We start from the raw sequence: 24,646 nt of genomic DNA, 5'->3' as shown, positions 1-24,646 counted from the left end.
GGTCTTTTTGATTAGTTATCCATCCTAGCGTAGGTAGAACACGGTGACTCCTCGAAAATACCAAGCCATTTTCTTCGTGCGATGTAAAGCTGTCGAAGTATTCCTTGTCTACGGGAACAGCACGAGCTGAAGACCCCGCAGTGGTGAACTTTCCACGAGGAGGCTGAGGCCGTGCCCGTGGAAAGCGGAGTGTTCTGCCGAAGCGGCGCTCAAGAATAACATTCGGTTTTAAGCAATGGGAATTTAGTTATGTCCCAACCTCTTTATGTTTAAGCTTTTTCAATTACGATAAAGCAAGTACTGTCGGGCAGACCTTCTACTCCTTGTTCATCCATAACTTTTACTTTTGTTGAGAGGAACTCTTCATATCCATCTTGTAAGTAATGTTTACATGCAATTATCCGAGCCTTGTCTCCTAATGCTTCTTCTACGGCCTTTTTATATTCCGATGGAGTAAAGTACCCAAATTGTTCTTGTACTTCATGCGGATAAGCTTCTTCTCCCCATGTGTAGGTATAGAGGAACTCCATAGCATCATTAACCGACAGTTTGATATGTACATCATTTACAACTTCATATGCTATCTCTCTACCCTTAAAATCTTTGACGTATCTTTTAAAGAATTCATATCCTCTTTCATCCTTGAATTCAAGATAACGTATTTCATCTTTCGGCTCTGTCATAATGCCATCCCGAATGATGATTCGGCCACCATCACTTAGTACTTCAAATGAACTTTTTAGCGCTTGAATAATCACTTCATGATTAAACTTTTTCCCTTTGTACGGAATATAGGAAAACATTTCGTGCAGAATGGAGGAAAAGACGATTGTATCGACACTGCCTGGATCATAATACTCTTTCAGTTCCAAGGCATCCGCTTGTTTTACCTGCCAACGTTTATTTTCTCTAGTTTTGCGTCTGTTCAGTTCTTCTATAACATTTGTGGAGACATCGATTCCCACGACCTCTGCTTCTGGGTGATCCTCTGATAAGATATCTAGCATTACTCCACCGCCAGCACCTATATCAAGCATCAATGTACCCTTAGCATAATCAGAAATGATCCTTTTATGGTCTTGGCCATTATTCATATCTGTCAGGTATGTTTGTTCATTTTGCAGCCGATCAAAGGCATCTTTTCGGAATCCGAAGAAATCGTAAAGTAGAATGGTAGCTCGTTCATAATGTGGAGACTTTTCTGCTTCCTGGCAAAACTCAATTAATTTTTCTCCAGCTGCTGAATAACGAAATTGAACACCTACAATTTGACCTAAGAGGTCCATTGGTTCTGTTTGTAACTGAACATGCTCATTCACTGGTTTTTTTCCTTGTAAAAGGTCTTCTAGAGAGAACTCATTCAAGTAAGATTCTATTATCCGTTTCTTATAAAGGTTAATAGATTTTTTACCTCTGTAGTCATAGTAAATATCCTTCATAAAGAACTCAAAGCTCACTTGCTGAATAGAAAGTGGATTTATTTTTTGATATATGAGGATGAATATCTTTAAGAACTCTTCCAGTGTAAATTCTTGTAATGCAGATTCTATATACCACAAATCTGTTTTCTTAAAGAAGCCTTCTATGTATTTGTTTAATTGCTCATTCTTCATGTATTGATCATAGTGTTTATCAAAATTCTCCCCTTTTTCGATTGAGGATTGTCGCAATCTTCTTATCCTCACTTTTAGCGGGAGTTCTTTTACTTGTTCTTTATTCACAAGCGAGGAAATGAAGCGCCCAGTATCGTCTTTCACCTTTTCCCATATGTCGCTCGAGACACCTTGGATAATGCATTGATTTAGTTTATAGAGGATAACTTCTATGTTTACGTCTAAATTGTTGTGTTCTTCAATCCAATGAACCAAGGGCTGTACCTGTTTATAGCGAACCTCCCCTCGTATAAACTGACCAACTAATCCATGAGTTAATATCAGGGTATATATTAGTTCTTCTACCTCCAAATCTCGTTGGGGAAGCGGTATACTCATTTGTTCTGCAGCGTATATTTGGGCGGAGCCGATATTATGTATGTCGAGTTGGAAGCCACTCTCTCTCCAAATCCTTCTATTGTGCTTCATGCCGCCTTTTGCAACTTCTGACCAAACCAGCACCTCTTCAATAATGCTTTTCTCTTTCAATGGCAGATTCATTTCATTCAGAACAAGTAATGTGCGCTCCACATAAGGCAGGATCGGATTTTCTGGCATCCTCTCGAGTGAGTCCACCTGTTCTAGATTGATATGTTGCTCTTTCGTAAGATATAAATACTGCAACCATTTATTATTTCGGAGGACATTTCTGTCTCCTGATTTAGCTTTTTCTATAAGATCTAGTGATTTTATCAAGTGCTTTATCCCCCTTCAATTAATTAATGGAAAAGCTCTAACTAGGTAATACCACACGCCAAGTATAATGGAAACACCATTATGAAACTAAAGGATACAAAGCATAGCAGCCACTTCAAGTATCCGCTCAATTTCTGCTCGTCTCCATACTCTTTCACCACTCCATTTAAAAAGCAGACATCTCTGTCTGCTTTTTTCACTCTATTAAATCAACGCGTCAAATTATCCAAAAACGCGTCTACCCTAGTCAAATCAGTGAGCTGTTTATTACACGACTGACTGTTCTTGCATATATAGTTGCCTCGATTTACATAGGTCTCTTTTCCGCTTCTGACTCGAGCTACAAACAAGCCCACGTCCTCGAAATTATGACACAGTGTACAGAACCCTTGTGTACTGCTTGTATCGAAGACCCCGGAAATCCCTTTAAGCTTGCCCTGATATTCAAAGATCAAGTGCTGCTTATGAGCTCGGCTATCGAACCAGCCGATATACGATAAGGATTGGTAATCTAGAACATTAAGATCCGGCAACTGAAGCTTTTTCGCTTTAGGAAATAGCTTCTCCACTGTTTTCTTTGATACCCGTCTAAATGGGATGACATACTGCTTCAGCTCTGATAGAAATGCTTCAGCTTCTATTTCATCTTCTATTTCGAGCAGACGATTAAGAAGTGTTTCTTGTACCCCATTCATTTCCGGCAGTATCTCTTCTACTTTTGAGAAGGCGTGGAGTTTCACCCCGTCCAGTGTATCTCTATGGTTTACCGACGCATGAGCATTGATAATATGAGACACCTGTCGCGCGATGAAATTATATTGGTCATTCCGAATGAATGCTTGTTCTGTGGTTTTTCTTTTATCCATTTTCTGTTCGCTCCCTTATCTTTTTCACTGCTTAGATAAGTGCAAAGCCAGGACAGAAAAGGATACAATGGCGATTAGTAAACAGACTCCTCACACAAAGTATCGCCTTTCACCATAGGCTTTGCATGAGCTGTTACAAATTCTGACGCATGAGCATTCCTCTCAGTTGCCATCAGGTATCACCTCCACTTCCAGAATATACAAACGTGGGGATTACTGCAACACGAAAAGGCATAAAGAAAACCTATTGCTTAGGTGCGCAATAGATTTCTATCTATTATCTATTTCTCGTGTTCTGCTCAATCGTGCGTAAAAATTAAGTCGAGTAAGCCAAACATACAGAACTCCTTCCTATGGGAATCAAGGTACATGTTAATTTCGACACCTAGATATTCCGCATTACCATGTTTTCAGACCTACCTAGATTAACTTAAGTTTCCACCTTACCTTCTATGATTGGATAAAGCTCATTACATGGTACGGGTCACTACGTATTTTGAAATAGCGTCACTTACTAGTTTAACTTCTCCATATGCGTAACAAGAGACTTTAATTCACCTTGAATTGCAGCCCGTAGTTCAGAAGGTTCGATAGATAGTATAGACTTACCAAAACGTATAATATAGTCGATGATAAATGCTTCTTCGTTTGTATTGTAATAGCCTGATATCGTATAAATATTTCCCGTCTTCGTAAGGCTCATAGAAGGGTAGCTTTCTTTGTCATAAAGATCCTTTCCTCGTTCTGTAACTTCTACAGTGAACATGGTCGCCCCTGGCTGATGATGATACGTCTGCAAAAGTGAAAGTAAATACTGTAATTCCCGCGGCTGTTTCTCCTCTGACTCTCTCATTTGCAGTATTTTATCGCACCTAATAGTCTGGATACGACTTGAGTTCATATTGTAGATTTTTGCGTACCACTGTCCAAATTTCGCTTGCAGCGTAACAAATTGGACTGTCATATTGCGGCTATCTTCTTTCCGATAGGAGATTGTATAAACTTTCTCATCTATAATACCTTTCAAGATTTCCTTAAGATAAGGTGCCTCATTACTATGGCTGGGCGTATCCAGCTTCACCGAATCCTTCATCTTTTTAACTCTATCTTTGATACCGCTTGGTAAAACACTTTGAAAGGTCTCTTCCAAGCTATTTATCTCTTGTTCAAATGGTGTTTCTTTATATCCAGACAATGTCAGCATCGCAAAGTAGATGGCGTACAGCTCATCTGCGGTAAAAGTGATTGGCGAAAGTATGCGATTATCTAAGACAACATACTTTCCGTTTCTGCCATGTTCCGCATAGATCGGCATACCTAGCATTTCAAGTGCCTGTACATCCCTTATGGCCGTGCTTCTGGAAATCCTATACTTTTCGATCAGGTCCTTTAAGTTAAATTGCTTCTTTTCATTTATGTATTGCAGCATATCCTGCAATCTTTCTGATCTGCGCATGATAAAAGCTCCTTAATAGGTGTCATGAATTGATACCTTTTTACTGTAAGCTAAAACTGTTAACAGGAAAAGGAGGTTTTTACATGACATTGGAGATTGCTGTTTTTCTATCCATGAATGGAAAAGCAGGGGAGGCTATTGCATTTTATAAGCAACACTTGCAAGCAGAGGAACTTTTACTTGTGACCTATGCCGACATGATACAGCGTGATCCATCCATGGAGCTTACAGAAGAAAACAAGAATCATATCTCACACTCTGTGCTGCAAATCGGCAACACAAAAGTGATGATTGCGGAAGAAACAATGGAGCCTAACGAAAAATATCAAGCAGGTAACAACTTCTCTCTTTGTATCCAAAGTGCTGATTTAACAGAGATAAACCGTTTCTATCAAAATGTGACGAGCGATACCCGTGTGAAGATCTTTCGGCCGTTATCAGCGAATATGTTCAGTGATGCGTATGCTATTGTGCGAGATCCGTTTGGGGTGGATATCCAGCTGATGTATGATCCACGATTGGGGTAGATATCAGCAGCTCGGTTTCTCCCTCTCTTCCATTTTCAGATAACAAAAAAACCTACCGCTGATAAACGGTAGGTTTCCTATTATTTAAGAAGCAATCGGCTTCTGTGTTCTTGGTGTATGTTTTGGATAGTGATTTCTTAGATATGGCATTACCCAGCGATCCAGTCCATATCGTCCGGCATTAGCTCCTGCAACTAGTAAGAAGACGGTTAGCAAGACCATTTGAGCGTTTGTGCTGACGGTGCCACTGAACAAGAAAGCGAAGTTCATTGTTATTCCCATCAAAGCAGCGAAGTTAGTAAAGACTCCGAGAACAAGTGCGATTCCGACAAGTATCTCTCCCCACATAACTAGGAAGCTGAACAATCCCGCATTTGGCACTGCGACCTGTTCTAAGAAGACAGCCCACCAGCCTTGCACTGCTGGATGATCTCCGCCTGCTTGCGCGACTGCACCTTGCAGGAAGCCACTTGCATCAAAACCACCGCCTGTGAGTTTTCCCAGTCCTCCTGTTAACCAGGTATAGCCAAGATAAATTCTGATAACTGCCCAAAGTCCCGCTGCTGCTTTACTGTTTCGAATCCACTGTATGATCATTTTCTTCTACACTCCATTCATGAAAATAGTTTGTTAAACATTTCACATAATAGATTGAGATGGATTAGCGCTGTTCCTTCTACACTTGTAGTATAAGCGAAAAAAAGATATTGCGCTCACCATTGTGAACGTTTTCACAAATTTGCAATATTCCTTTTACAGTTTTGTGAACAGGGACGAAATGCTGTTTCAAAACGTTCTTTTTTCCGATCCTTCCTGCAACATTTCGCAAAGACATACCTTGACTTGGAGTCGACTCTAAGGTGTAGCTTAAAGAAAGAAACACTAAATCATTACTGAGAGGAGAAATGGAAATGGCAGAAAAACAAACAGCAGGACGGGATTTATTAGGAGAGTTCGCTCCGAAATTCGCAGAACTGAATGATGATGTTCTATTTGGAGAGGTTTGGTCAAGAGAACAGGAATTATCACCGCGCGATCGCAGTTTGATTACCGTTTCTGCCCTGCTTGCGGGTGGAAATATGGAACAGCTTACTTATCATCTCCAGAAGGCAAAAGCAAATGGCTTAACAAAAGAAGAAATCTCTGAAGTTATTACCCACCTTGCCTTTTATGCCGGTTGGCCGAAAGCTTGGTCCGCATTTAATATTGCCAAAAAAATATTTGATGAAGAAACGAAAGAAGGATAAACATAATGACAAAAGAAAACCTAAGCAACAGCACCATCTTCGAATTAGGAAATAAAGTTGAAGTTAACTTCATTGGCGATGCATATTTGAACATGATTTACATGGATGAAAAACCGGTCAATGCACCGATCGGCAATGTCACCTTCGCTCCAGGAGCACGCAATAATTGGCACTCCCACAAAATCGGCCAAGTACTTCTCGTTACAGGCGGCGAGGGCTGGTACCAAGAAGAAGGAAAAGCTGCACAGCTGCTTAAAAAAGGTGATGTCGTAAATATACCTGCAGATGTAAAGCATTGGCATGGTGCGACGAAGGATAGCTGGTTCGTTCACTTAGCTATTTCGCCAGGTCAGACAGAGTGGCTGGAACCTGTTGAAGATGAGTGGTACAGCAAGCTGTAAGTATCACAATCAGCTAGTGAGGAGAATGTGCGATGGCTTATCGTATAGGTGAATTAGCGAAACTGACAGGTATAACGGAGCATACCCTTCGTTTCTATGAAAAAGAAGGACTGCTTGTGCCAGGTAGAACAAACGGTAATATTCGATCCTACTCAGAGGAAGATCGGTTATGGGCAGATTTTATTCTGCATATGAAAGGAACTGGCATGGCATTGCAGGATTTGAAACGATATAAAGAACTCCGAGAATCAGAGGGGTCCAATTATCAGGAGCTTGTTGAAATTCTCATCCAGCACCAACATCATGTCGAAGCAAAGCTTGCCGAGTACCAGCACAATCTGGAGCTTATCAAAAAGAAGATAGAAATGTATCAACAATATAAAGATGGTAACAAAACAAAAGACTTATATAGCACATTCGCTGAAAGAAAAATTACTGAATACGATTGAAAAAGAGAACGAGGCATACACCTCGTTCTCTTTTTAACCTTTATTAACGATACGTATCATGCGTCGGCACAAACAGATCTTCCTCAGCCTGCCGAACCACCGAGAAATGATCAACATTATAGTGACCATGCAGAATCTGATTGTGATGCTGGATGATTTGCTCTGCTGTCAGAACATCAGATCCAGCTGTTGAATGACCATCTGCTACGAGTGTTACATCCATACCTTGCACAGTGGCAGTACGAACTGCCGTGTCGATACAATGCTGGGTTTCGCAGCCCATGATGACAAGATGACCAAATCCCTTTTCTTTCACATACTCCAGTAATCCTGTTCCGTAGAAAGCATTGGTTGCCTGCTTGTTAAAGACAGGCGCTTCCTCTGGCACTTGGATGCCCGTATGAATCTGGAATCCTTCACCCTTCCCTTCCGCGACATCTGTATCCCGGACGAAAAGAATAGCTGCTTCTGCTGTTTGTGCTTTGGCGATGACCAGATTGATTTGCTCAATCAGTTTTTCTTTTTGATAAACAGGTCTCTCTCCTGCTCCGCCTTCAATCAGTGCTTGCTGTGCATCGATAATCAATAGTGCTTGCTTCAATAAAAGCTCCCCTTTAGCTGATTGCTGTGACACTCCTGCTTTGCGACTTGTATGCTGCATTTGTCTGTTTCATACTGAACCGCCTCCTCTATACTGTTAGTTTCAGTATACTGGAAATTAAGTAGGAATGGGGATTTTTACCACAAACTAAAATTGTAATTCTTTGCTTCGCAAAAGATAAGTCTGGATTAGCTGGTTCGCATCCTCCAAGTCTTTTACTGACACGACTTGTGTCGACTGGTCAAGATGCTCGATCGGGATATTTAGGACGCTCACTGGAATCTTGGTGGATAGTTTTTTATAGCGATGTCGAAATAGAAATTCCAACTGAAATGGAATGTCATGAGCAATGGCCAAATCGACCAGCTGATTTTTCAAAGTCTGATTGATTGGAATTGTTTTGTCTGCCACTTTGATCGCAACTCCGCTTCCTAATTCGATGGCTCCACGGCTTTTGTGGGTAATTTTTTGACGAGGGACGGATCCGATAAAAAAGGCTGCTTCCCCTTCGAGCTGATAGGTAAGTTGCTTTTTGTTATGAAACGGAAAGAAGATGATGGTGATTTCCCCTTGAGCTGTATTCCATTGCTGCAGAAGATTGATTGCAATTGCCGGCGCAACTTTATTATCCAATCCTTTCCCCACGACTCTTCCGCTCACTTCGTCACCAAGATACAGGAAATCATCAAATAACGTCACATGGTTGCCAGGCTCAACACCCATATCGCGCGCATCGCTTTCCGAGTTGGCGCCGATGTCGATCACAGCAGCATGTTGTTCTGCTTCACCCGCCATAATCACACCCTGCACTAATCCATTCTTCGTCTCCACTTGAACAGTCTGCCCCTGTGCATACGTAAGCGAAAAATAATTCGCATCTGCTACAAGCGCGCCTGATTCCGTAATGGATGTCACTATATAAATCTCTTCCTTTACCTCCGCCAGCAGGGTGATTTTCGGCGAATACTTTTCTCCATATTTACGGACAATAAGATTCCCCCGACTGTCAAAGTGCATCTCATCCGCGAACGGTGTAATCTTATCAACGATCTGTGAAACAAACGACTGATTAAACCCTTTGTACTTGGACAGTTCCCGAATCAATTCAAACATGTTGCCTTCCCCTTTCTGTAGGCAGCGGGACAAATACAAAAGCCTCTCGTGCAAGATGCGTCGAGAGGCTTCCTCTATTCATCTTATCTGCCGGCTATGAACCGATGGAATTAGCACAGTATCTGTTGTCAGACCTGCTGCTGAGGTTTCACAGGGCCATATCCCTCCACCTCTCTAGATAAGAAACATATACAGTTTTCAGAAAGTTTACCAGACAACGAGCACATTGTCAATATACCTTATAGGGTTACTCGGGTTACTTGGATTAATTGAGTATCAGCATACAAATGTAAATTGCTTTAGACAACCATTAATATGCACATATAAGAATGACTTAGAACAATCAAAATTAATGAACCCTTTGATTAGTTTTATTGGTATATTTATACATATGCATTGTGGGGAGGGAAATACTTTGAATTTAATACCTGAGAAACATTCTTACGATGACTACTTAATCGAATCAGATGTAATGGACTTCTCACATCCTCTGATCAAGGAGAAGATCAGAGAGCTGATTTCTTTTCAAATGTCCGAAATAGACATAGTCAGAGTGGTATTCAATTATGTCCGTGATAGTATAGCGCACTCATGGGATATTCAAAGCCAGCGGGTGACTTGCAAAGCATCAGAAGTACTTACACACAAAGAAGGTATCTGTTATGCAAAATCTAACTTGCTCGCTGCCATGTTAAGATCAGTAAATATTCCAACTGGATTTTGCTACCAAAGATTGACACTATTTGATACACCTGAAAAAGGACATTGCATTCATGCACTTAATGGAGTTTATATAGAAAGCTTAAATAAGTGGATCCGTTTGGACGCACGCGGAAACAAACCCGGCATACAATCCGAATTTTCTCTGGATGAAGAGCGATTGGCATTCCGAATTAATAAACAATATGGTGAAATAGATTATCCTATTATCTACGCTGCACCTAATGCAAAGACAATCCACACTTTAGAAACAAGCAAAAAAGCTCTGAATATGTATAGAAATCACTTACCTGATTTTTTATGATATTGAAAAGGATCATATATGGAAGGAATGATCATAATGAGTTGGAAAGCCAGACGTGCTATTGCTGTTTTGTTTATTGCTATTCCTCTTTTAATAGCAATTTATCTTTGTTTTAATAGTCATTTATTATTTCAAAATAGCTTTGACATGACCGATGGTGATGTTATAGGCAGGACTCTAATAATCATCTTTACACTTTATCTTTTCACGAAGATAGGCTTCGTTATTTTTAAGAGTACAGAAAATCAGCTTTAATACTAAAAGCTACATACAGCATAACAAAAACCTCGAACAATTAAATTGTTCGAGGTTTTATATATACTACTTATTAATATCACAAGCCGTTTACTAAACAGAATAATTATCAGGCATCCAGCTTGCCCCTACTCCGCCTCGACCAAAATGAATTGCCATGACGGAACTGATTTCATTGCTGATAAATACCTCTACTTTATCCCCGCATGTTTCCATTGCATGCTTCAACTCCTTGGCAAGATCAATGGAGTTCACATGTGTAATACGAACAACTTGTTTTCCTGACTGCTCAACATCGTGTCGTAATCTTTCGAGCATCCATTTCAGCAAACGTTTCTTTGTACGGACTTTACCCATGACTTCTAACTTCGCATTCTCAAAACCGATGATAGGCTTAATATGCAATAGGTTTCCGATTCTTGATGCTGTCTTCGATAAACGACCAGTACGTACTAGTGTAGTCAAATCATTAATCGTAAGGTACAGCTGCCCATGTGTCCTGTAGTATTCAACTGCCTCTAATAATTCATCAAGTGACTTTCCTTGCTCCATGAGCTTACACACTTTAATGACGATATTTTCTACTCCAATAGAAGCTGTATTCGTATCTATGACGGTGATTTTTTCGCTGGCGCCTGCAATAGAATCCCTTGCAATATACGCAGAATTAACGGTACCGCTTACATTTTCTGTACAATGCAGGCTGATAATAGCATCATATTCTGCCAATAATTCTTCATAAAGCGTTACAAAAACCTCTGGCGAAGGCAGGGAAGAAGAATAAGAAGCTCCCTCATCTATAAAACGAAATAACTGATCATTTGTAATCTCTTTCAAATCAATATAGGACTTATCATCTACGACGACATTTAAATGCGCGTAATATATAAAAGGATATCGCTGTAAATCCTCTTCTCTCAAATTTGTAAGACTGTCGGTCACAATTGCTATTTTCATATATTCACCTCTAGTTTAAGTATAACTTGTATTTGAAATAAAGATACAAGAAGATTAGGAAATTAGTAATAAATCAGACAAGAAAATACATACAAATATCACAAATTTCCGTTTACTGCTACTTTGGTTAAATTCGGAAGAAATTTGGTCTGCGAAGTGATTTATTACCATAATAATTAATTATATTCGCCTACCTATAAATTACCCTAAATCCTGAAGTGAATTATCATTAAGATGACAATCAATAAAAAAAGCTGCCGGTCTCCCGGCAGCTTTACTTATTCTGGTGCTGTTTCGTGCGCCGGAGTAGTTAAATCAACTTCCTCCAGTTTGTGCACCTTCGTTTTCTTTTTCACTTTAAAAATGAGCCAGCAAAGCAGGAAGACTGGAATACCGATGTAAGAAGCAACTAAGGTACCCCATTCAATTCCATCTGCTGTGAAAGCTGAGAAGCTCTGACCGACAATAACAATGATACATAGTACAAAGGCAAGTATCGGCGCTACCGGATAGAATTTAGCTGTGTATGGCAAATCCTTGATGTCATTTCCTTGAGCAAGATATGCTTTACGGAACCGATAATGACTGACAGCAATACCAACCCATACGATGAAGCCGGCCATACCTGAAACGTTCAACAGCCAGGTATACACTGCACCATTTCCGAAGAAGGATGTCAGGAAAGCGACACAGCCTACAGCTGCTGTAGCAATCAATGCGTTCACAGGAACACCGTTCTTGTTAAGTTTACCAAGGAAAGCTGGTGCTTTCCCTTCTTTCGCCAAGTTCCAAAGCATCCGTGTGCTGGCATACATACCAGAGTTACCGGCAGATAGGACAGCAGTAAGAATAACTGCGTTCATGACAGATGCAGCAAATGCGATTCCCGCTTTTTCAAACACAAGTGTGAACGGACTTAAACGGACATCGTCACTTGCAAGACTCTCTGTTGTATACGGAATGAGCATCCCGATAATGAAGATCGCTAAAATGTAGAACAGTAGAATACGCCAGAAAACTGAACGAATCGCTTTCGGAATTGATTTTCTAGGATTATCCGCTTCCCCAGCAGCCGCTCCAAGCAATTCTGTCCCCTGGAAAGAGAAGCCGGCAGCCATGAATACACCAAGCAAAGCAAGGAAGCCGCCATTAAATGGCGCGTCTTTTACAGTGAAGTTGGAGAATCCAGGTGAATCACCGCCAAGGATACCGATGATCATCAATACACCGACAATGATGAAAATGATGACAGTAACGACTTTGATCAAAGCGAACCAATATTCCGATTCACCGAACCCTTTAACAGAAATATAATTCAATAAGAACATGATGATAAGACTGATAGCGCTCCAAATCCACGATGGAGTATCCGGGAACCAGAATCCCATAATCAATGTAACGGCAACAAGCTCTGCCGCAATTGTGATGGCCCAATTGAACCAATAATTCCATCCTAGTGCAAACCCAAACGATTCATCGACAAAACGTGATCCATATGTGCTGAAGCTTCCAGATACAGGCATGAATGCTGCCATCTCCGCCAAGCTTGTCATCAGGAAGAATACCATACAGCCAATTAGCGCATATGCAAGCAATGCTCCTCCTGGTCCTGCACTGCTAATGGCTCCTCCGCTGGCCAGGAATAATCCTGTACCAATTGTACCGCCAAGGGAGATCATCCCTAAGTGACGGGCTTTCAGTGCTCTGCGTAAGCCCGGTTGTTTCGTGTCGTTGCTCACTTTCTTTCCCCTCTCTGTTTCTTCGTCCGTTGCGCTATAGATACGAAAAAAGACCATCCCGGATAGTTTGCTCTATCGGAACGGCCTTTACTTATAAACAGCATCATTCTCACAAAGATAGCGCAACACGTCAGCTTTGCGACTGACGTGACAGTCCTGCCCCTATTCGAGTGCAGGCCCAGCAAGAAGAATTGGAGAACCCATCCTGCTTCGGCAGCTGTTCCTTTCCAGTCTGATCAATGATCTCTCCCGATCTCCCAGTCTGTACTCTTAACAGCCGCAACCTCTACCTCATCAAATGATGAGGATTTGTATGCAATTTAAAAAACCTTTTTAACTGTACTACACACATTGACTTATTTCAACAAGAAATTTTTTCTACATAAAGAAACACGCGGCAAGCGCGTGTTCTTGCTTTTATATAAACTGTCTCTTGCTGTTTCTAGCTGACCTGTTATCCCCTGTGTTTCGCAGGGATGGCATAATCCAGCGATCGATGCCGTAGCGGCCCGCATTCGTACCGCCAATGATCAGCACTAAGCCCAAGATGATCAATATCAAATTCTGCTGAACCGCACCGCTTAATAGGAATGAGATATTCATCAATATTCCCATAAATGCTGCAATGCCAGTGAAGGCACCAAGCAGCAGCGCCAATCCGACCAGCGTCTCTCCCCACATGACAAGGAAACTGAAAACCTCTGCATTTGGAAGGACTACTCCTTCTAGGAAACTTCCCCACCAGCTCTGGATGACACCGGCGTCCGCGCGCGCTAACGCACCTTGGACAAATCCGCTTGCATCAAAGCTTCCGCTCATCAGCTTACCTAAGCCGGCTGACAGGAACGTGTACCCAAGATATAATCTGATCACAAGGAAAACGACTGCCGCTCCCTTACTTTGCCGTAAGGTGTTGATCATAATTTTTTCCTCTCCTATCGCTGCCAAAGTTGTAAACCGATGTGGGTCGGCACTTCCACAACTCTAGTATAGAAGGAAAAACAAAAATTGAAATATTTATGCGAAAATCTTAATAGAATAGTAATAATTTTAGAATATTTTAAACAACTCTCCTAGATAGCTACTATATAGTAAGATGCTGGTTTTTCATGATTCTTAGGTAACAGGTGGATAATCCTATCAGATAAATTAGTTTTTCACCATACAGCAAGCCGGTAATAGTAATTCGCCTTCTCTTCTTCTCCTTTTAGTGTGTAATAATCAGCCATACACAAGCTGTAATGATGGACACTGTATCTATCATCAATTGCTTCATAATAGGCAATGCCTTCTGCCCATACCGCTTCAAAATTGTCGCAATCGACGAATTGCTTATGCAGCATGGCGAAAGCCCATTGGTAGTCCATATCTTGCTCTTTCTTACTCCTAGTAAATCCGATCTGGAAGTATTTCATTGCTTCTGAGTGGTGATTGACACGGAAGAGGGATTCTGTCAGATAGTAGAGGCTCTTCAAGTAATGAGAGCAAGGGGTGGCATGTACAGCTTGATCAAAGTAGTCGACAGCTTTTTCAAACTTTTGCTGCACAAAATAGAGCAATCCAAGATTGTGATGGGCCATTGATGCCAGATCAAGAGATGTTTCATCAGTATTATGCTGGCAGTCGAGTGCTTCGTATAAAAGAGACTCAGCTTGTTCGAAGTTCCGTATTTCCAGATGATTTAGTCCGAGCAGCAGCTTGCATTTTGCAAGGTGATAATGCTGTTTGTAAGATGTAGCATAGCGCATTGCTTTATTCGCATTCAGTACTGATAGTACCGGTATACCAGCGCGATAATAAGCATGAGCCAGTTTATAATAAAAATCCGTTTTTTCTTCATCTTCTGATATGTAAAGCTCTGCATGCTCATAATACCTTAATGCTTCATTCCATCTTTTATTTTTAAAATGAACCTGCCCTTTAAAATATTGATAGAAGTATTCATTTTGTTGGGAAAGGAAATGACCGCCCGCTTCGAACTGATCCAATAGATACCCTGCAGTTAGCAATTCCCCCAGCATCACATGGTAGCGAATAGTAAGCAAATCTGCTTTAAGTAACACTTCCTCTATTCCTATGTCTTTCTTCATAGTGTCAATTATATCTGCAAGCATTGCTGCTTCCTCTTGTTTTTCCTGTTTCATCACATCATAGAAGTCTTGCAGCAGCTCACTAAAATCTTTATCTGTGACTGATAAAACCAGGCCCATAGTTACTCCTCCCCCTTTTATGTGATTCTGTTTATTACTATCCTTATATTAGAAATTGCTATTTATTTTACTTCTCTATCAGATATATATTTCCTGCCTATTTCCTAAAAACAAAAAAAGGATTGACGGCAAATTACCGTCAATCCTCCTATTTATTTTGTACCATATTTCTGATCTCTGATAAGTCGACTATTCTCGGCAGCTTCACAAGCTGATTATATGATTGATCTTTTACAAACACTTTTGTTGTAGAATCTTCCAGCAGCGTATTCAATACATGTGGCTTATCATCAAAATAATAATCGAGTTGGAGTTTCTTGATGATGTGTACCTTTTCGTCGTCCTGCATGCCGTAAAAGAATTGTTCTTCTTTAATCGGAAAACCAAGCGCTCGGAGCCATTCTTTTGTCCTTTGTCCATGCTCTTTTGGTCTTGACGTAATATAGTAGATCTCATGCCCTTCTCGATTTAGTTCCTGCAATATCTCGACAGCATCCGGGAACGGTGGACAAGTAGTATAGTAGATTTCTTCCAAAGTAGAGTTCCACATTTCTGATCCTTGTTCATCCGTCAATCCGAATGGTTCATGTATTTCTACACGTTCAAGCTGCTGAAACACATCAAGGGAGATGTTCTGATTTAATTTTTTGTTGTAAATATGGAAGGCATGCTCCCGCAGATTGATGAGTGTATCATCTATATCAAAGCCAAATTTCATTGTTCCATATCCTCTTTTTCGTAGCGCGGATAGCCAATGAATTTGAAGTCTTGTCCGATTTTAATGATGTCTGTATCGGTCAATTCCACCGCATCTGCCATTTTAGCGAAGCCTGTTCCTTCCAGGAAAGTTGGTGCGTCTTTCCCGCCAATCAATTTCGGAGCGAAGTAAAGCACTGCTTTATCAATCAAATAATTCTCTAGGAATGATGCATGGACGCTTCCTCCTCCTTCAATCAATACGGAAGAAATAAGCTGCTCGCCTAATGTCTCGACAACTTCTTTTACATCCACCCGACTAGAAGCGCTTGTCCGGAATATTTTTATCCCTTGAGACAGGAGTGCTTTTTCTTTCTCTTCGTCTGCTTTTTGACTTGTGAAAATCCAAGTGTCAGCCAATTTATCAGTGACGACTTTGCTATCCATCGGTATGCGCAAAGTGGAGTCCAAAATGATTCGAATCGGATTCCGTCCATTTGGTATTCTGGCCGTCAGCTCTGGATCATCTTCAATGACCGTATTCACTCCAACAAGAATTGCCATGTTCTCATTGCGCAGCTGATGGACGTCCTGTCTGGAAGCTTGAGATGTGATCCACTTACTATCAAGCGTATGTGTAGCAATCTTACCGTCCAATGTTGTTCCTGCCTTTAACGTAACAAACGGCTTTTTCTCGACGATGAATTTATTGAATACCTCATTCATCTTGCGGGCTTCTTCTTCCCGGACACCGATAATCACTTCAATACCAGCTTCTTCGAGAATTTTCACTCCGTTTCCGGAAACAACTGGATTCGGATCAAGCGTAGCAATGACTACTTTTTTTAGTCCCGCCTCTTTAATAGCTACCGCACATGGCCCTGTCCGTCCATGATGGGAACAAGGCTCGAGCGTGACATAAATCGTCCCGCCCTTTGCTTTTTCTCCCGCCATCCGGATAGCATGAATCTCGGCATGCGGTTCACCGGCTTTCAGATGGGTACCGACTCCGACAATATGATTGTCATTTAAAATAACGGATCCTACAAGCGGATTCGGATCTGTTTGTCCTTTCATCGCCTTGGCGTTCTGCAACGCCAAATCCATATAAAAAGTGTGATCAGTCATTGCTGCAAATCTCCTCATCGCCAAGGTGGCCGGAGCGGACGATTTTCGTCTTAAGGTAATTCTCGTTGAACTCAGATACATCTCCCCATAATGCTGATCGCCCGGAAAGCTGCATGCCTGCCTGTTCCATTGCTGCCAGTTTACGCGGGTTATTCGTCATCAGCGTAACAGGTTTTGTGCGCAATGCTTTTAGTACTTGGATTGCGTCAGTATAATCACGGGAATCATCCACAAAGCCGAGGCTTTCATTGGCTTCTACTGTGTCATAGCCATTTTCCTGCAGAATGTACGCCATTGCTTTACTGAACAATCCGATTCCGCGCCCTTCATGGTTTGCCAAATAGAACAGTGCCCCAGTACCATGCTCGACAATTCGCTGCATAGACTGCTTCAGCTGGAAGCCGCAATCACAGCGTTTGCTGCCAAAAATATCGCCTGTATGGCAGATGGAATGCATGCGGATCAGCGCATCTTCTTCTTCGGCAAAGTTGCCATAAACCAACACACTGGACTGCTGCATTTCCGCCAGGTTCATGTCAGATAATTTTGCGATGACTTCTTCATAATCTTTGGCCACTTCTTCACAATTCAGCCAGCAATACCATTGGAAGGTAACTGTTTCTCCATAAAGATTAACAGGCAGCTTAATCGGGCCGACAAGATAAATGGCCCCCTCAACTGTCGGAATAAGTTCAATTTTATCTTTTAAGATCGAAATGGCTTTCGATTCTAGTTTCATTTCTGTCATCATCTTTCTCCTTTTTTATCAGTGTACGTTGAATTAACTGGATTTATGTAGGCACCAGTTCGCCATTACATTGTTGTTAATTTCAGGTGCATTATTCTTCTTCCATCATAGTATGACAGAGTAGATCTTAGAAGTAGGCACATCAAGGTTATTTAGTGTCACAAAAGATACTAATGCGATCTTGTGCTAACTATACACTGAATGACGAACAGGGAAAATAAAAAGGCTCCATTCCTAGAGGACGCTGGAACCTTAATCTATTCGGTTAGCGAAGTTACTTTATGAGGCAGAATTTTGCTCAAGTTTTCTAAGGTAAGTTCTACCTGATAACCAATTTTGCCAGCACTGAAAATGATACTCTCAAAGTTTGAAGCAGATTCGTCCACAACAGTCCGGAAAACCTTTTTCATTCCAATTGGTGAACAGCCGCCATGAACATATCCAGTTAGCTGAAGCAATTCCTTCGCTGGCAGCATACGTACCGATTTCTCCCCGATACTTGCAGCTGCCCGCTTTAAGTCCAGCTCCTGTTCGACTGGGATAACAAAAACATAATGCTGATTTGATTTGCTGACCGTAACCAGCGTTTTGAACACCTGAGCTGGATTCTGTCCTAATACCTCGGCTACTTCTGTTCCGCTGATCGCATCTGTATCGGCGTAACTATAGGATTTGTAAGGTACTTTCTTTTGATCCAGCATACGCATGACATTCGTTTTGTAGTCCATAGATTGTTGTATCCTTTCTTCGCAAATAATTAAAACCGTTTTACAACAAATAACCCTGCCGTCATTAGTATAAAGATGGCACCTCCATAGACCGCAATCCAGCCAAGTTCAATTGTTTCGTGTCCTATTCCAACGAGTACAAGCAGCAAAACTCCTGAAAGAAACGATACTAGGAAGAAAGCTGACAGCAAATAATTCTTCAGCATCCGGACTGTCCGTTCATCCATATCAGGCTGCCGGCTTCTACGGTTTGACCAACTAATCAGCATCGGCAATCCAACGCCGCATAACGCTCCGACTAGGATGAATAAGAGTAAGTAATTGCCCGATGGCAGCTGTTCTCCAATAAGCTTTGTTCCGAGCCATATGCCAACAAAACAACAGAATGTAATAAATACATATATCAAAAGTTCATAACGTTTCTTCATCTTTCGCATAAGCTACTCCTCCTCTATATAAAATAGCTGTTCAAACGGAACGTCAAAATACGCAAGCAGCCGAAAAGCCAGTTCTAAACTGGGATTGTATCTTCCTTTTTCGATAGCATTGATTGTTTGTCGTGTGATGCCTAGTTCCTCTGCCATTTTTACTTGTGTTATATGCCGTGCCTGTCGCATTTCCCTTACTTTGTTATTTACTTGCATCCGCATCCTATCCCATCCACGTGTAAAGGTACCTTTACACCAATATATACCAAAAAAGACCAGGTGTAAAGGTCACTTTACACCTGGTCTTTCATGCTAGCTAAAAATCTTTTTACTTCTTGTAGACTTTTCAATGTGATAATTTGCTTGTCCATCGATAGATTTGCAAGCTTTTGCTGCATCTGGGGACGTTTCTTGCTTGGGAAGTCCCAAATCCACTTGAGGAACTGCAAATCGATTTTCTCCTTACAGCCGGACTGCATATCAGGGCGGGATCGATTATGGTACATCAGGCGCCTTTTCAAGACCCGGTAAAGACAAAGTGTCCGGGGCATATCCAGGAAAATGATTGTATCGGCTGCTTCCAGCCGAATGTCTAATGTACTTTGGTAGTTGCCATCGATAATCCATCGGTCCCGGTTTACTAATTGTGACTGAATCTGCTTTTGTTCTTCCCGCGGTGTCAGTATCCAATTCGGTTTCCATAGGATAGCGTCCAAATGCCACACTTCTATATCCAGGATCTTGCCCATATCCATAGCCAAAGTGGACTTGCCAGAACCACCGGAACCAATCAATGCAATTCTGTTCATCGTATGCATATTGGTCACACTCCTGCCAATTCCTGCTCGAGCTCCGCTTCTGAAATAACACGAATTCCAGCTCGTCTGAACATAGCTGTCGTGACACCTGCACCTGCCTGCTTTTGATCTTGGAAGGTACCATCATAAATCACAGAGCTGCCGCAAGATGGGCTGTTTTCCTTTAATACAACTAAATCCACATCCTGCTCCTTGGCAATAGCTAAGGCGTGTGCTGCACCTTCTATGTACATGCTGGTAACATCTGTTCCTGAATACTCAATGACTTTTGCTTTACCATCTAAAACGTCATACCCAGTTCCCCCGACAATTTCTGCTGGTTCCCTTGGGGTTACGAATCCGCCAAGTAATTCTGGACACACACTGAGCGCTTTTTTCTCAGCAATTAGCTGTTCCACAATTGTATCGGCGGCTGACGTTCCATTGTAACGGACAGGTTTTCCCGCTAAACAGGCACTTACCATGATCATTCATATTCCCCCTTATGCTTCAGGTTCAGGATAATACATCAGTAAGAAAAAGCTCGCGGTACCGGCTGCTTTATTTTCATAGCTGTGCATTGTATTGCCTGAAAACTGCAGTGCATCTCCAGTTTTCAACTGATGCTCTTCCCCATCCAGCGAGACTGTGAGAGCCCCTTCCCTTACAAGAAGATATTCCTCTCCAAGATGCGTTTTGGCTCCATGTACACATCCCGGCTCCAATTCCACTGTGTAAATCTCGAATTTCCTGTCAGGCTGAAATTTAAAATAAGGAAATACTCGATAGCCTCCTTCTTCATCTTCCACTGCGGAGATGTCCTCTTTATTTATCTTAATAAAGGAGACCTTGTCTTCTTTCATGAAATACGAAAACGAAACCTGCAATCCATTGGCTATTTTCCACAACGTGGATACAGTCGGATTGGATTTCCCTTTTTCGATTTGTGCCAGCATCGCTTTGCTTACACCCGTCAATTCAGCCGTACGATCGAGGCTAAGCCCGCGGCTTTTTCGCAAGCCAGAAAGGTTACTGGCAATCATCTTATTCAAATGCTCCATTAGAATTTTCCTTTCTTCTGTGAAAGTTATTGTTCAATATAACGAACATATGTATAATATAACGAAAAGGAGTGATATCATGCTTACAGATTCCGTCGGTAGAAGCGATTCGCTGACTTTTGTCCAAGGATTCCGAGATTGTTTGCCCACTCTCTTCGGCTATATCAGCGTTGGTATCGCGTTCGGTATTGTTGGTACAGCCTCTAATCTAAGTATACTGGAAATCACGCTGCTTTCGGCAAGCGTATATGCTGGTGCTGCTCAATTTGCTATTTGCGCTTTGCTGCTTACCGGCAGCCCTTTATCTGCCATCGTCTTTTCAGCGTTCATTATCAATTTGCGTAATTTCCTGTTAAGTGCCGCCCTCGCCCCTCATTTTACCAAAGAATCGTTTCTGCATAACATAGGAGTCGGTGTTTTAATGACAGACGAATCCTTCGGCGTTGCCGCCACTAAACTAAAACAAACTGGCAGTCTCTCTGCCCATTGGATGCATGGCCTGAATCTCACAGCTTATCTGTTTTGGAACGTATCCTGTATACTCGGCGCTGTTAGCGGCCAGTGGATTTCAGATCCAGAAGCATGGGGATTGGATTTTGCTTTACCTGCTATGTTCTTGGGATTGCTCTTCTTACAGCTCGAGCATGTACCCTCAGCGAAATGGAAGCTGTACGCTACCTTAATAATCTGTATGATTGCCGCCATGCTTGGATTATCGCTTCTTTTTCCAACACATGTCGCTGTTATCCTTGCTACCGTTATAGTCGCCTCACTTGGGGTGGTGCTGGATAAATGAGTATAAACAGCACTGTGCTGGCAGTCATTGCACTTTCTGCCCTTGTTACTGTCATCCCAAGAATACTGCCGTTCCTTCTTGTGCGAAACTTGCGCTTGCCTGATGCTGTCATGAAATGGCTGTCTTTCGTACCTGTTTGTATTTTGACAGCATTGGTTATTGAAAACCTGCTCATGCAAGAAGAAAGCCGGCTCGCTATCGATTGGCCGATATTGCTTATTCTGCTGCCGACAGCCATTATTGCATACAAATATCGAAGTCTCTCCATGACTGTAGTCAGCGGTGTGCTGCTGATGGCAATATACAGATATATAGTGTAATAAAAAGGCCTCATCCATAGGATAAGGCCTCCTTCATGTCAGTAAATCATCTATTTTCTCTGTATATGGCTTAAAATCAACTGAGCCATAGAATTGACCTATCAGCCGAACCGGATCTCCAAAAAAGAAATATTCATATAAAGTCTCCCTTGTTCCAAATGAAGACATAACAAAGTCCCAAGCAAGCCGAAACAGCTTCACTCGATCCTTCCCTAGTTTCGTCTTACTTTGAAGATAATGGTTCAATGCTGTTCCTTTTTCTGACTTAAATGCGTGAAGCGGTGGGATACTCATCAGTCCGCTTGCCCCAAGCTGGTGAATAGTAGGAGCAATTTCAGGATATTTACGTGCAAAAAGATTCGACGCTACCTGAAGCGGCTTTAAATCAGGACAAAACGTACCCCATTGATCAGGTGCTGCATCTGCTTCTGCTCGTTGCAATAGTGATTGTAAAACCTCAGCCAGGATAATCAGATTAGCTGCTTTTTCCTGAACATGCTGGTACTCTGCAATATTGATTTCCTCTATTAAGGATTGGACGAGGCCAATCGCGAATTCCAGCTTAGCAATTCTTCGGATCAATACTTGATGCAAGCTGAAGGCAGCAAAATTGCTTTGGTTTTTAAAGCTGCTTGCTACTGCGACATTATCATAGTAGAAAATGCGTTCCCATGGAATGAGTACTTTATCAAACAATACAATTGTATCTATCTCTTCGTATCTGGCACTCAGAGGATAGTCTGCTGTACTCTTCCCGCCAGCAAATGACTCTCTTGCTACAAATGTCAGGCCGTCTGCATTACTCGGAATAGCGAATCCGAAGCCTCTATCCTGCTCAAAGCCGCCTGATGACATGACTACCAGTTCATCCGTAATACCACCTTGGGTTGCTAACAGCTTTGCTCCTTGAATAATTATACCCTCCGCATTGCGATCAACGACTTTTGCAGCGATAGGCTCATCATTCTGCTCAAAATAGAAATCGGCTCTGTTTACCTGAGGATCAATGAATGTATGCGTCATCGTCAAATCATGCTGCCGTACATATTCATAATAGCTTCGCAGGTGATCTGGGAAGCAGTTATCCTTTCCTTCCAATAACGAAGCAGAAGAAGCGAGTGCCATCAGAACTGTATTCATATAATCAGGGCTGCGGCCTACCATTCCATGTGTCTGTTCCGCCCAGCATCTAATCATACCGCCTCGGCTTTTCACGTCGTCCTTCGTCTCTGGTTTAAGGAAGGAAAGACCATAACGCTCTCCTGTATCATTGTCTGTATATGTCAGTAAATCCGTATAGGCAGCATCATGCTGCAGATCATACAATCCTGCTTGTGTGCGCATCACTCCTCGAAATGCGCCATGCTTGGAAAGAGGCTTCTTCACAATTGATTTACCATTCAACACTTTGTTACCTAACGCATCAATACTGGTAAGATAGGCATCTCCAGTTCTGATAGACAAACACACCCACCCCTGTCATTTTGATATCCAAAACGGATAAGCCGTTCTTCTCATGCAGATACTAGAGCTGTTATTCTCCCTTTCGTCTTTCTATTACCGTACGTACTGCTGCAAGGAAGACGATCAAGATGAAAACACCAAAAGCAAACAGCATCGTAAACATACAAAAACCCCCTCAAAGAAGAATATTCGAATCGTTCACAATTTATTCAAAACAAAGTACTTGATAAAGTTTGTGAAGTATTGCACAATATAGTTATAAAGTATGTGAAGTTTTTCACATACTATAAATCTTAACAAAGGTGATGATCTACATGGAAAGAATCAATAAAGTAGCTTTGGTTGGTGCGGGATTCGTTGGGAGCAGCTATGCATTCGCATTGCTGAATCAGAATATCGTGGATGAACTAGTGATTATTGATCTAAATGAGAATAAAGCGATGGGCGATGCAATGGATCTGAATCACGGCCAAGCATTTGCCCCTCGTCCGACAAAAATAAGCTATGGCACATACGTTGACTGCAGAGATGCCGATATTGTCTGCATTACAGCCGGTGCTAATCAAAAGCCAGGAGAAACAAGACTCGACCTTGTCAGCAAAAACGTTAAAATCTTCAAAGGGATTGTTGATGAAATTATGGCAAGCGGCTTTGATGGCATCTTCCTGATTGCCACAAACCCAGTCGATGTACTGACACATGCAGTTTGGAAATTCAGCGGTCTGCCTAAAGAACGTATTATTGGCAGCGGTACAACATTGGATTCTAGCCGTCTACGCTACATGCTTGGCGATTACTTCGGTGTTGCGCCGCATGATGTACAGGCGCATATGATTGGAGAACATGGAGATACAGAGCTTCCAGTCTGGAGCCAAGCAACAATCGGCGGTGTTCCGCTTGCAACAATGATGCAGACAGACAGCAAATATAAAACAGAAGATTTAGATGAGATTTATGTGAATGTACGAGATGCTGCTTATCACGTAATCGAGAAAAAAGGCGCAACTTACTATGGCATTGCAATGAGTCTAGTACGCGTAACACAAGCAATTCTTGGTGATGAAAAAGCAATCCTTCCAGTTACAGCTTATCTCGATGGTGAATATGGGGAGAAAGATGTGTATATCGGTGCTCCGACTATTGTCGGGCGTAAAGGTGCACAGCAGGTTCTCGAGCTACCATTGAACGAGAAAGAAAAAGAACAGTTCAAACATAGTGCTGGCGTCCTTAGAAATATCGTGGAGACTGCCTTTCAGACTGTGAACTAACCCAAACTCCATCAGAAAA

Annotated in this window: 28 protein-coding genes and 2 riboswitches; of the genes, 8 read left to right on the top strand and 20 right to left on the bottom strand. The window is 41.8% G+C overall.

Translation table 11 applies throughout. The features are described 5' to 3' along the window. Positions 1-269: 269 nt before the first annotated feature. The 3 genes from CHH58_RS12505 to CHH58_RS12495 form a co-directional block, all read right to left on the bottom strand. Positions 270-2,348, bottom strand: a complete 2,079-nt coding sequence (locus CHH58_RS12505; protein ID WP_095262605.1) for a class I SAM-dependent methyltransferase — start codon at positions 2,346-2,348, stop codon at positions 270-272. A 209-nt stretch (positions 2,349-2,557) separates the two neighbouring features. Then, positions 2,558-3,214 (bottom strand): FusB/FusC family EF-G-binding protein, encoded by a 657-nt coding sequence (locus CHH58_RS12500; RefSeq protein ID WP_095262604.1) that lies wholly within the window; start codon positions 3,212-3,214, stop codon positions 2,558-2,560. A 514-nt stretch (positions 3,215-3,728) separates the two neighbouring features. Next, positions 3,729-4,670, bottom strand: coding sequence for a helix-turn-helix transcriptional regulator (locus CHH58_RS12495; protein ID WP_095262603.1), 942 nt, complete (start codon positions 4,668-4,670; stop codon positions 3,729-3,731). Positions 4,671-4,753: 83 nt separating this feature from the next. On the opposite strand from CHH58_RS12495, the gene CHH58_RS12490 reads away from it, so the two are divergent. Then, complete coding sequence (locus CHH58_RS12490; protein ID WP_095262602.1) at positions 4,754-5,197, top strand: VOC family protein; 444 nt, start codon at positions 4,754-4,756, stop codon at positions 5,195-5,197. Positions 5,198-5,281: 84 nt separating this feature from the next. On the opposite strand, the gene CHH58_RS12485 is transcribed toward CHH58_RS12490, so the two are convergent. After that, a complete protein-coding gene (locus CHH58_RS12485) occupies positions 5,282-5,794 on the bottom strand; it encodes a DoxX family protein (RefSeq protein ID WP_095262601.1) in 513 nt (170 codons plus the stop codon). A 314-nt stretch (positions 5,795-6,108) separates the two neighbouring features. On the opposite strand from CHH58_RS12485, the gene CHH58_RS12480 reads away from it, so the two are divergent. The 3 genes from CHH58_RS12480 to CHH58_RS12470 are packed head-to-tail and all read left to right on the top strand — an operon-like array spanning position 6,109 to position 7,294. After that, positions 6,109-6,444, top strand: coding sequence for a carboxymuconolactone decarboxylase family protein (locus CHH58_RS12480; RefSeq protein ID WP_095231194.1), 336 nt, complete (start codon positions 6,109-6,111; stop codon positions 6,442-6,444). A 5-nt stretch (positions 6,445-6,449) separates the two neighbouring features. After that, positions 6,450-6,845 (top strand): cupin domain-containing protein, encoded by a 396-nt coding sequence (locus tag CHH58_RS12475; protein WP_095262600.1) that lies wholly within the window; start codon positions 6,450-6,452, stop codon positions 6,843-6,845. 32 nt (positions 6,846-6,877) lie between these two features. Next, positions 6,878-7,294 (top strand): MerR family transcriptional regulator, encoded by a 417-nt coding sequence (locus tag CHH58_RS12470; RefSeq protein WP_095231196.1) that lies wholly within the window; start codon positions 6,878-6,880, stop codon positions 7,292-7,294. A gap of 43 nt (positions 7,295-7,337) precedes the next feature. On the opposite strand, the gene CHH58_RS12465 is transcribed toward CHH58_RS12470, so the two are convergent. Together CHH58_RS12465 and CHH58_RS12460 are read right to left on the bottom strand one after the other, a co-directional pair. Beyond that, positions 7,338-7,895 carry a cysteine hydrolase family protein gene (locus tag CHH58_RS12465; protein WP_095260910.1) on the bottom strand — a complete coding sequence of 186 codons (558 nt, stop codon included), beginning with the start codon at positions 7,893-7,895 and terminating at the stop codon, positions 7,338-7,340. Positions 7,896-8,042: 147 nt separating this feature from the next. Further along, the gene (locus CHH58_RS12460; protein WP_095233229.1) at positions 8,043-9,008 is read right to left on the bottom strand and encodes a hypothetical protein; all 966 of its coding nucleotides are present in this window, start codon (positions 9,006-9,008) and stop codon (positions 8,043-8,045) included. Positions 9,009-9,088: 80 nt separating this feature from the next. Beyond that, positions 9,089-9,193: riboswitch (SAM riboswitch) on the bottom strand. 230 nt (positions 9,194-9,423) lie between these two features. On the opposite strand from CHH58_RS12460, the gene CHH58_RS12455 reads away from it, so the two are divergent. Continuing rightward, positions 9,424-10,032 carry a transglutaminase-like domain-containing protein gene (locus CHH58_RS12455; protein ID WP_249275126.1) on the top strand — a complete coding sequence of 203 codons (609 nt, stop codon included), beginning with the start codon at positions 9,424-9,426 and terminating at the stop codon, positions 10,030-10,032. Positions 10,033-10,380: 348 nt separating this feature from the next. Here the strand turns inward: CHH58_RS12455 and CHH58_RS12445 are convergent, their stop codons facing one another. From CHH58_RS12445 to CHH58_RS12385, 13 genes are all read right to left on the bottom strand, one after another. Continuing rightward, positions 10,381-11,244 (bottom strand): DegV family protein, encoded by an 864-nt coding sequence (locus CHH58_RS12445; protein WP_095233226.1) that lies wholly within the window; start codon positions 11,242-11,244, stop codon positions 10,381-10,383. Positions 11,245-11,522: 278 nt separating this feature from the next. After that, the gene (locus CHH58_RS12440) at positions 11,523-13,025 is read right to left on the bottom strand and encodes an amino acid permease (protein WP_430980839.1); all 1,503 of its coding nucleotides are present in this window, start codon (positions 13,023-13,025) and stop codon (positions 11,523-11,525) included. Between the two features lie 68 nt (positions 13,026-13,093). Continuing rightward, positions 13,094-13,280: riboswitch (Lysine riboswitch) on the bottom strand. A gap of 120 nt (positions 13,281-13,400) precedes the next feature. Then, positions 13,401-13,907, bottom strand: a complete 507-nt coding sequence (locus CHH58_RS12435; RefSeq protein WP_095231238.1) for a DoxX family membrane protein — start codon at positions 13,905-13,907, stop codon at positions 13,401-13,403. Positions 13,908-14,140: 233 nt separating this feature from the next. Beyond that, complete coding sequence (locus CHH58_RS12430; protein ID WP_095262599.1) at positions 14,141-15,193, bottom strand: tetratricopeptide repeat protein; 1,053 nt, start codon at positions 15,191-15,193, stop codon at positions 14,141-14,143. Between the two features lie 148 nt (positions 15,194-15,341). Continuing rightward, positions 15,342-15,911 (bottom strand): 5' nucleotidase, NT5C type, encoded by a 570-nt coding sequence (locus tag CHH58_RS12425; protein WP_095231205.1) that lies wholly within the window; start codon positions 15,909-15,911, stop codon positions 15,342-15,344. Then, on the bottom strand, positions 15,908-17,017 hold the full coding sequence (gene ribD, locus CHH58_RS12420) for a bifunctional diaminohydroxyphosphoribosylaminopyrimidine deaminase/5-amino-6-(5-phosphoribosylamino)uracil reductase RibD (protein WP_095262598.1): 1,110 nt from the start codon (positions 17,015-17,017) through the stop codon (positions 15,908-15,910). Before ribD ends, CHH58_RS12425 begins: the two co-directional genes overlap by 4 nt. After that, complete coding sequence (locus CHH58_RS12415; protein ID WP_095262597.1) at positions 17,010-17,765, bottom strand: GTP cyclohydrolase II; 756 nt, start codon at positions 17,763-17,765, stop codon at positions 17,010-17,012. Before CHH58_RS12415 ends, ribD begins: the two co-directional genes overlap by 8 nt. Positions 17,766-18,022: 257 nt before the next feature. Then, the gene (ybaK, locus tag CHH58_RS12410) at positions 18,023-18,493 is read right to left on the bottom strand and encodes a Cys-tRNA(Pro) deacylase (RefSeq protein ID WP_095233222.1); all 471 of its coding nucleotides are present in this window, start codon (positions 18,491-18,493) and stop codon (positions 18,023-18,025) included. A 29-nt stretch (positions 18,494-18,522) separates the two neighbouring features. Further along, entirely contained in the window at positions 18,523-18,930 is a 408-nt protein-coding gene (locus CHH58_RS12405) for a hypothetical protein (protein ID WP_095234724.1), read from the bottom strand. A gap of 3 nt (positions 18,931-18,933) precedes the next feature. Then, positions 18,934-19,143 (bottom strand): helix-turn-helix transcriptional regulator, encoded by a 210-nt coding sequence (locus CHH58_RS12400; protein ID WP_346426087.1) that lies wholly within the window; start codon positions 19,141-19,143, stop codon positions 18,934-18,936. A 71-nt stretch (positions 19,144-19,214) separates the two neighbouring features. Further along, complete coding sequence (locus CHH58_RS12395) at positions 19,215-19,730, bottom strand: DNA topology modulation protein (protein ID WP_095260909.1); 516 nt, start codon at positions 19,728-19,730, stop codon at positions 19,215-19,217. A 14-nt stretch (positions 19,731-19,744) separates the two neighbouring features. After that, a complete protein-coding gene (locus tag CHH58_RS12390; protein WP_095233219.1) occupies positions 19,745-20,209 on the bottom strand; it encodes a DUF523 domain-containing protein in 465 nt (154 codons plus the stop codon). Between the two features lie 12 nt (positions 20,210-20,221). Continuing rightward, the gene (locus CHH58_RS12385) at positions 20,222-20,779 is read right to left on the bottom strand and encodes a helix-turn-helix domain-containing protein (RefSeq protein WP_095233218.1); all 558 of its coding nucleotides are present in this window, start codon (positions 20,777-20,779) and stop codon (positions 20,222-20,224) included. A gap of 79 nt (positions 20,780-20,858) precedes the next feature. Between CHH58_RS12385 and CHH58_RS12380 the strand changes: the two genes are divergently transcribed. After that, the gene (locus tag CHH58_RS12380) at positions 20,859-21,575 is read left to right on the top strand and encodes an AzlC family ABC transporter permease (RefSeq protein ID WP_095233217.1); all 717 of its coding nucleotides are present in this window, start codon (positions 20,859-20,861) and stop codon (positions 21,573-21,575) included. Then, complete coding sequence (locus CHH58_RS12375; protein ID WP_095233216.1) at positions 21,572-21,895, top strand: AzlD domain-containing protein; 324 nt, start codon at positions 21,572-21,574, stop codon at positions 21,893-21,895. Before CHH58_RS12380 ends, CHH58_RS12375 begins: the two co-directional genes overlap by 4 nt. A gap of 33 nt (positions 21,896-21,928) precedes the next feature. Here the strand turns inward: CHH58_RS12375 and hpaB are convergent, their stop codons facing one another. After that, positions 21,929-23,359: a 4-hydroxyphenylacetate 3-monooxygenase, oxygenase component gene (gene hpaB / locus CHH58_RS12370; RefSeq protein WP_170937619.1), complete on the bottom strand. Its 1,431-nt coding sequence runs from the start codon at positions 23,357-23,359 to the stop codon at positions 21,929-21,931. Positions 23,360-23,673: 314 nt separating this feature from the next. On the opposite strand from hpaB, the gene CHH58_RS12365 reads away from it, so the two are divergent. Beyond that, positions 23,674-24,627 carry an L-lactate dehydrogenase gene (locus CHH58_RS12365; RefSeq protein WP_373554098.1) on the top strand — a complete coding sequence of 318 codons (954 nt, stop codon included), beginning with the start codon at positions 23,674-23,676 and terminating at the stop codon, positions 24,625-24,627. Positions 24,628-24,646: the final 19 nt, after the last annotated feature.

This window comes from Terribacillus saccharophilus (genome assembly GCF_002272745.1).
Lineage (GTDB): Bacteria > Bacillota > Bacilli > Bacillales > Amphibacillaceae > Terribacillus > Terribacillus saccharophilus_B.
The sequence above is the reverse complement of the archived record's forward strand: the minus strand, read 5'-3'. Positions and strand labels throughout refer to the sequence as shown.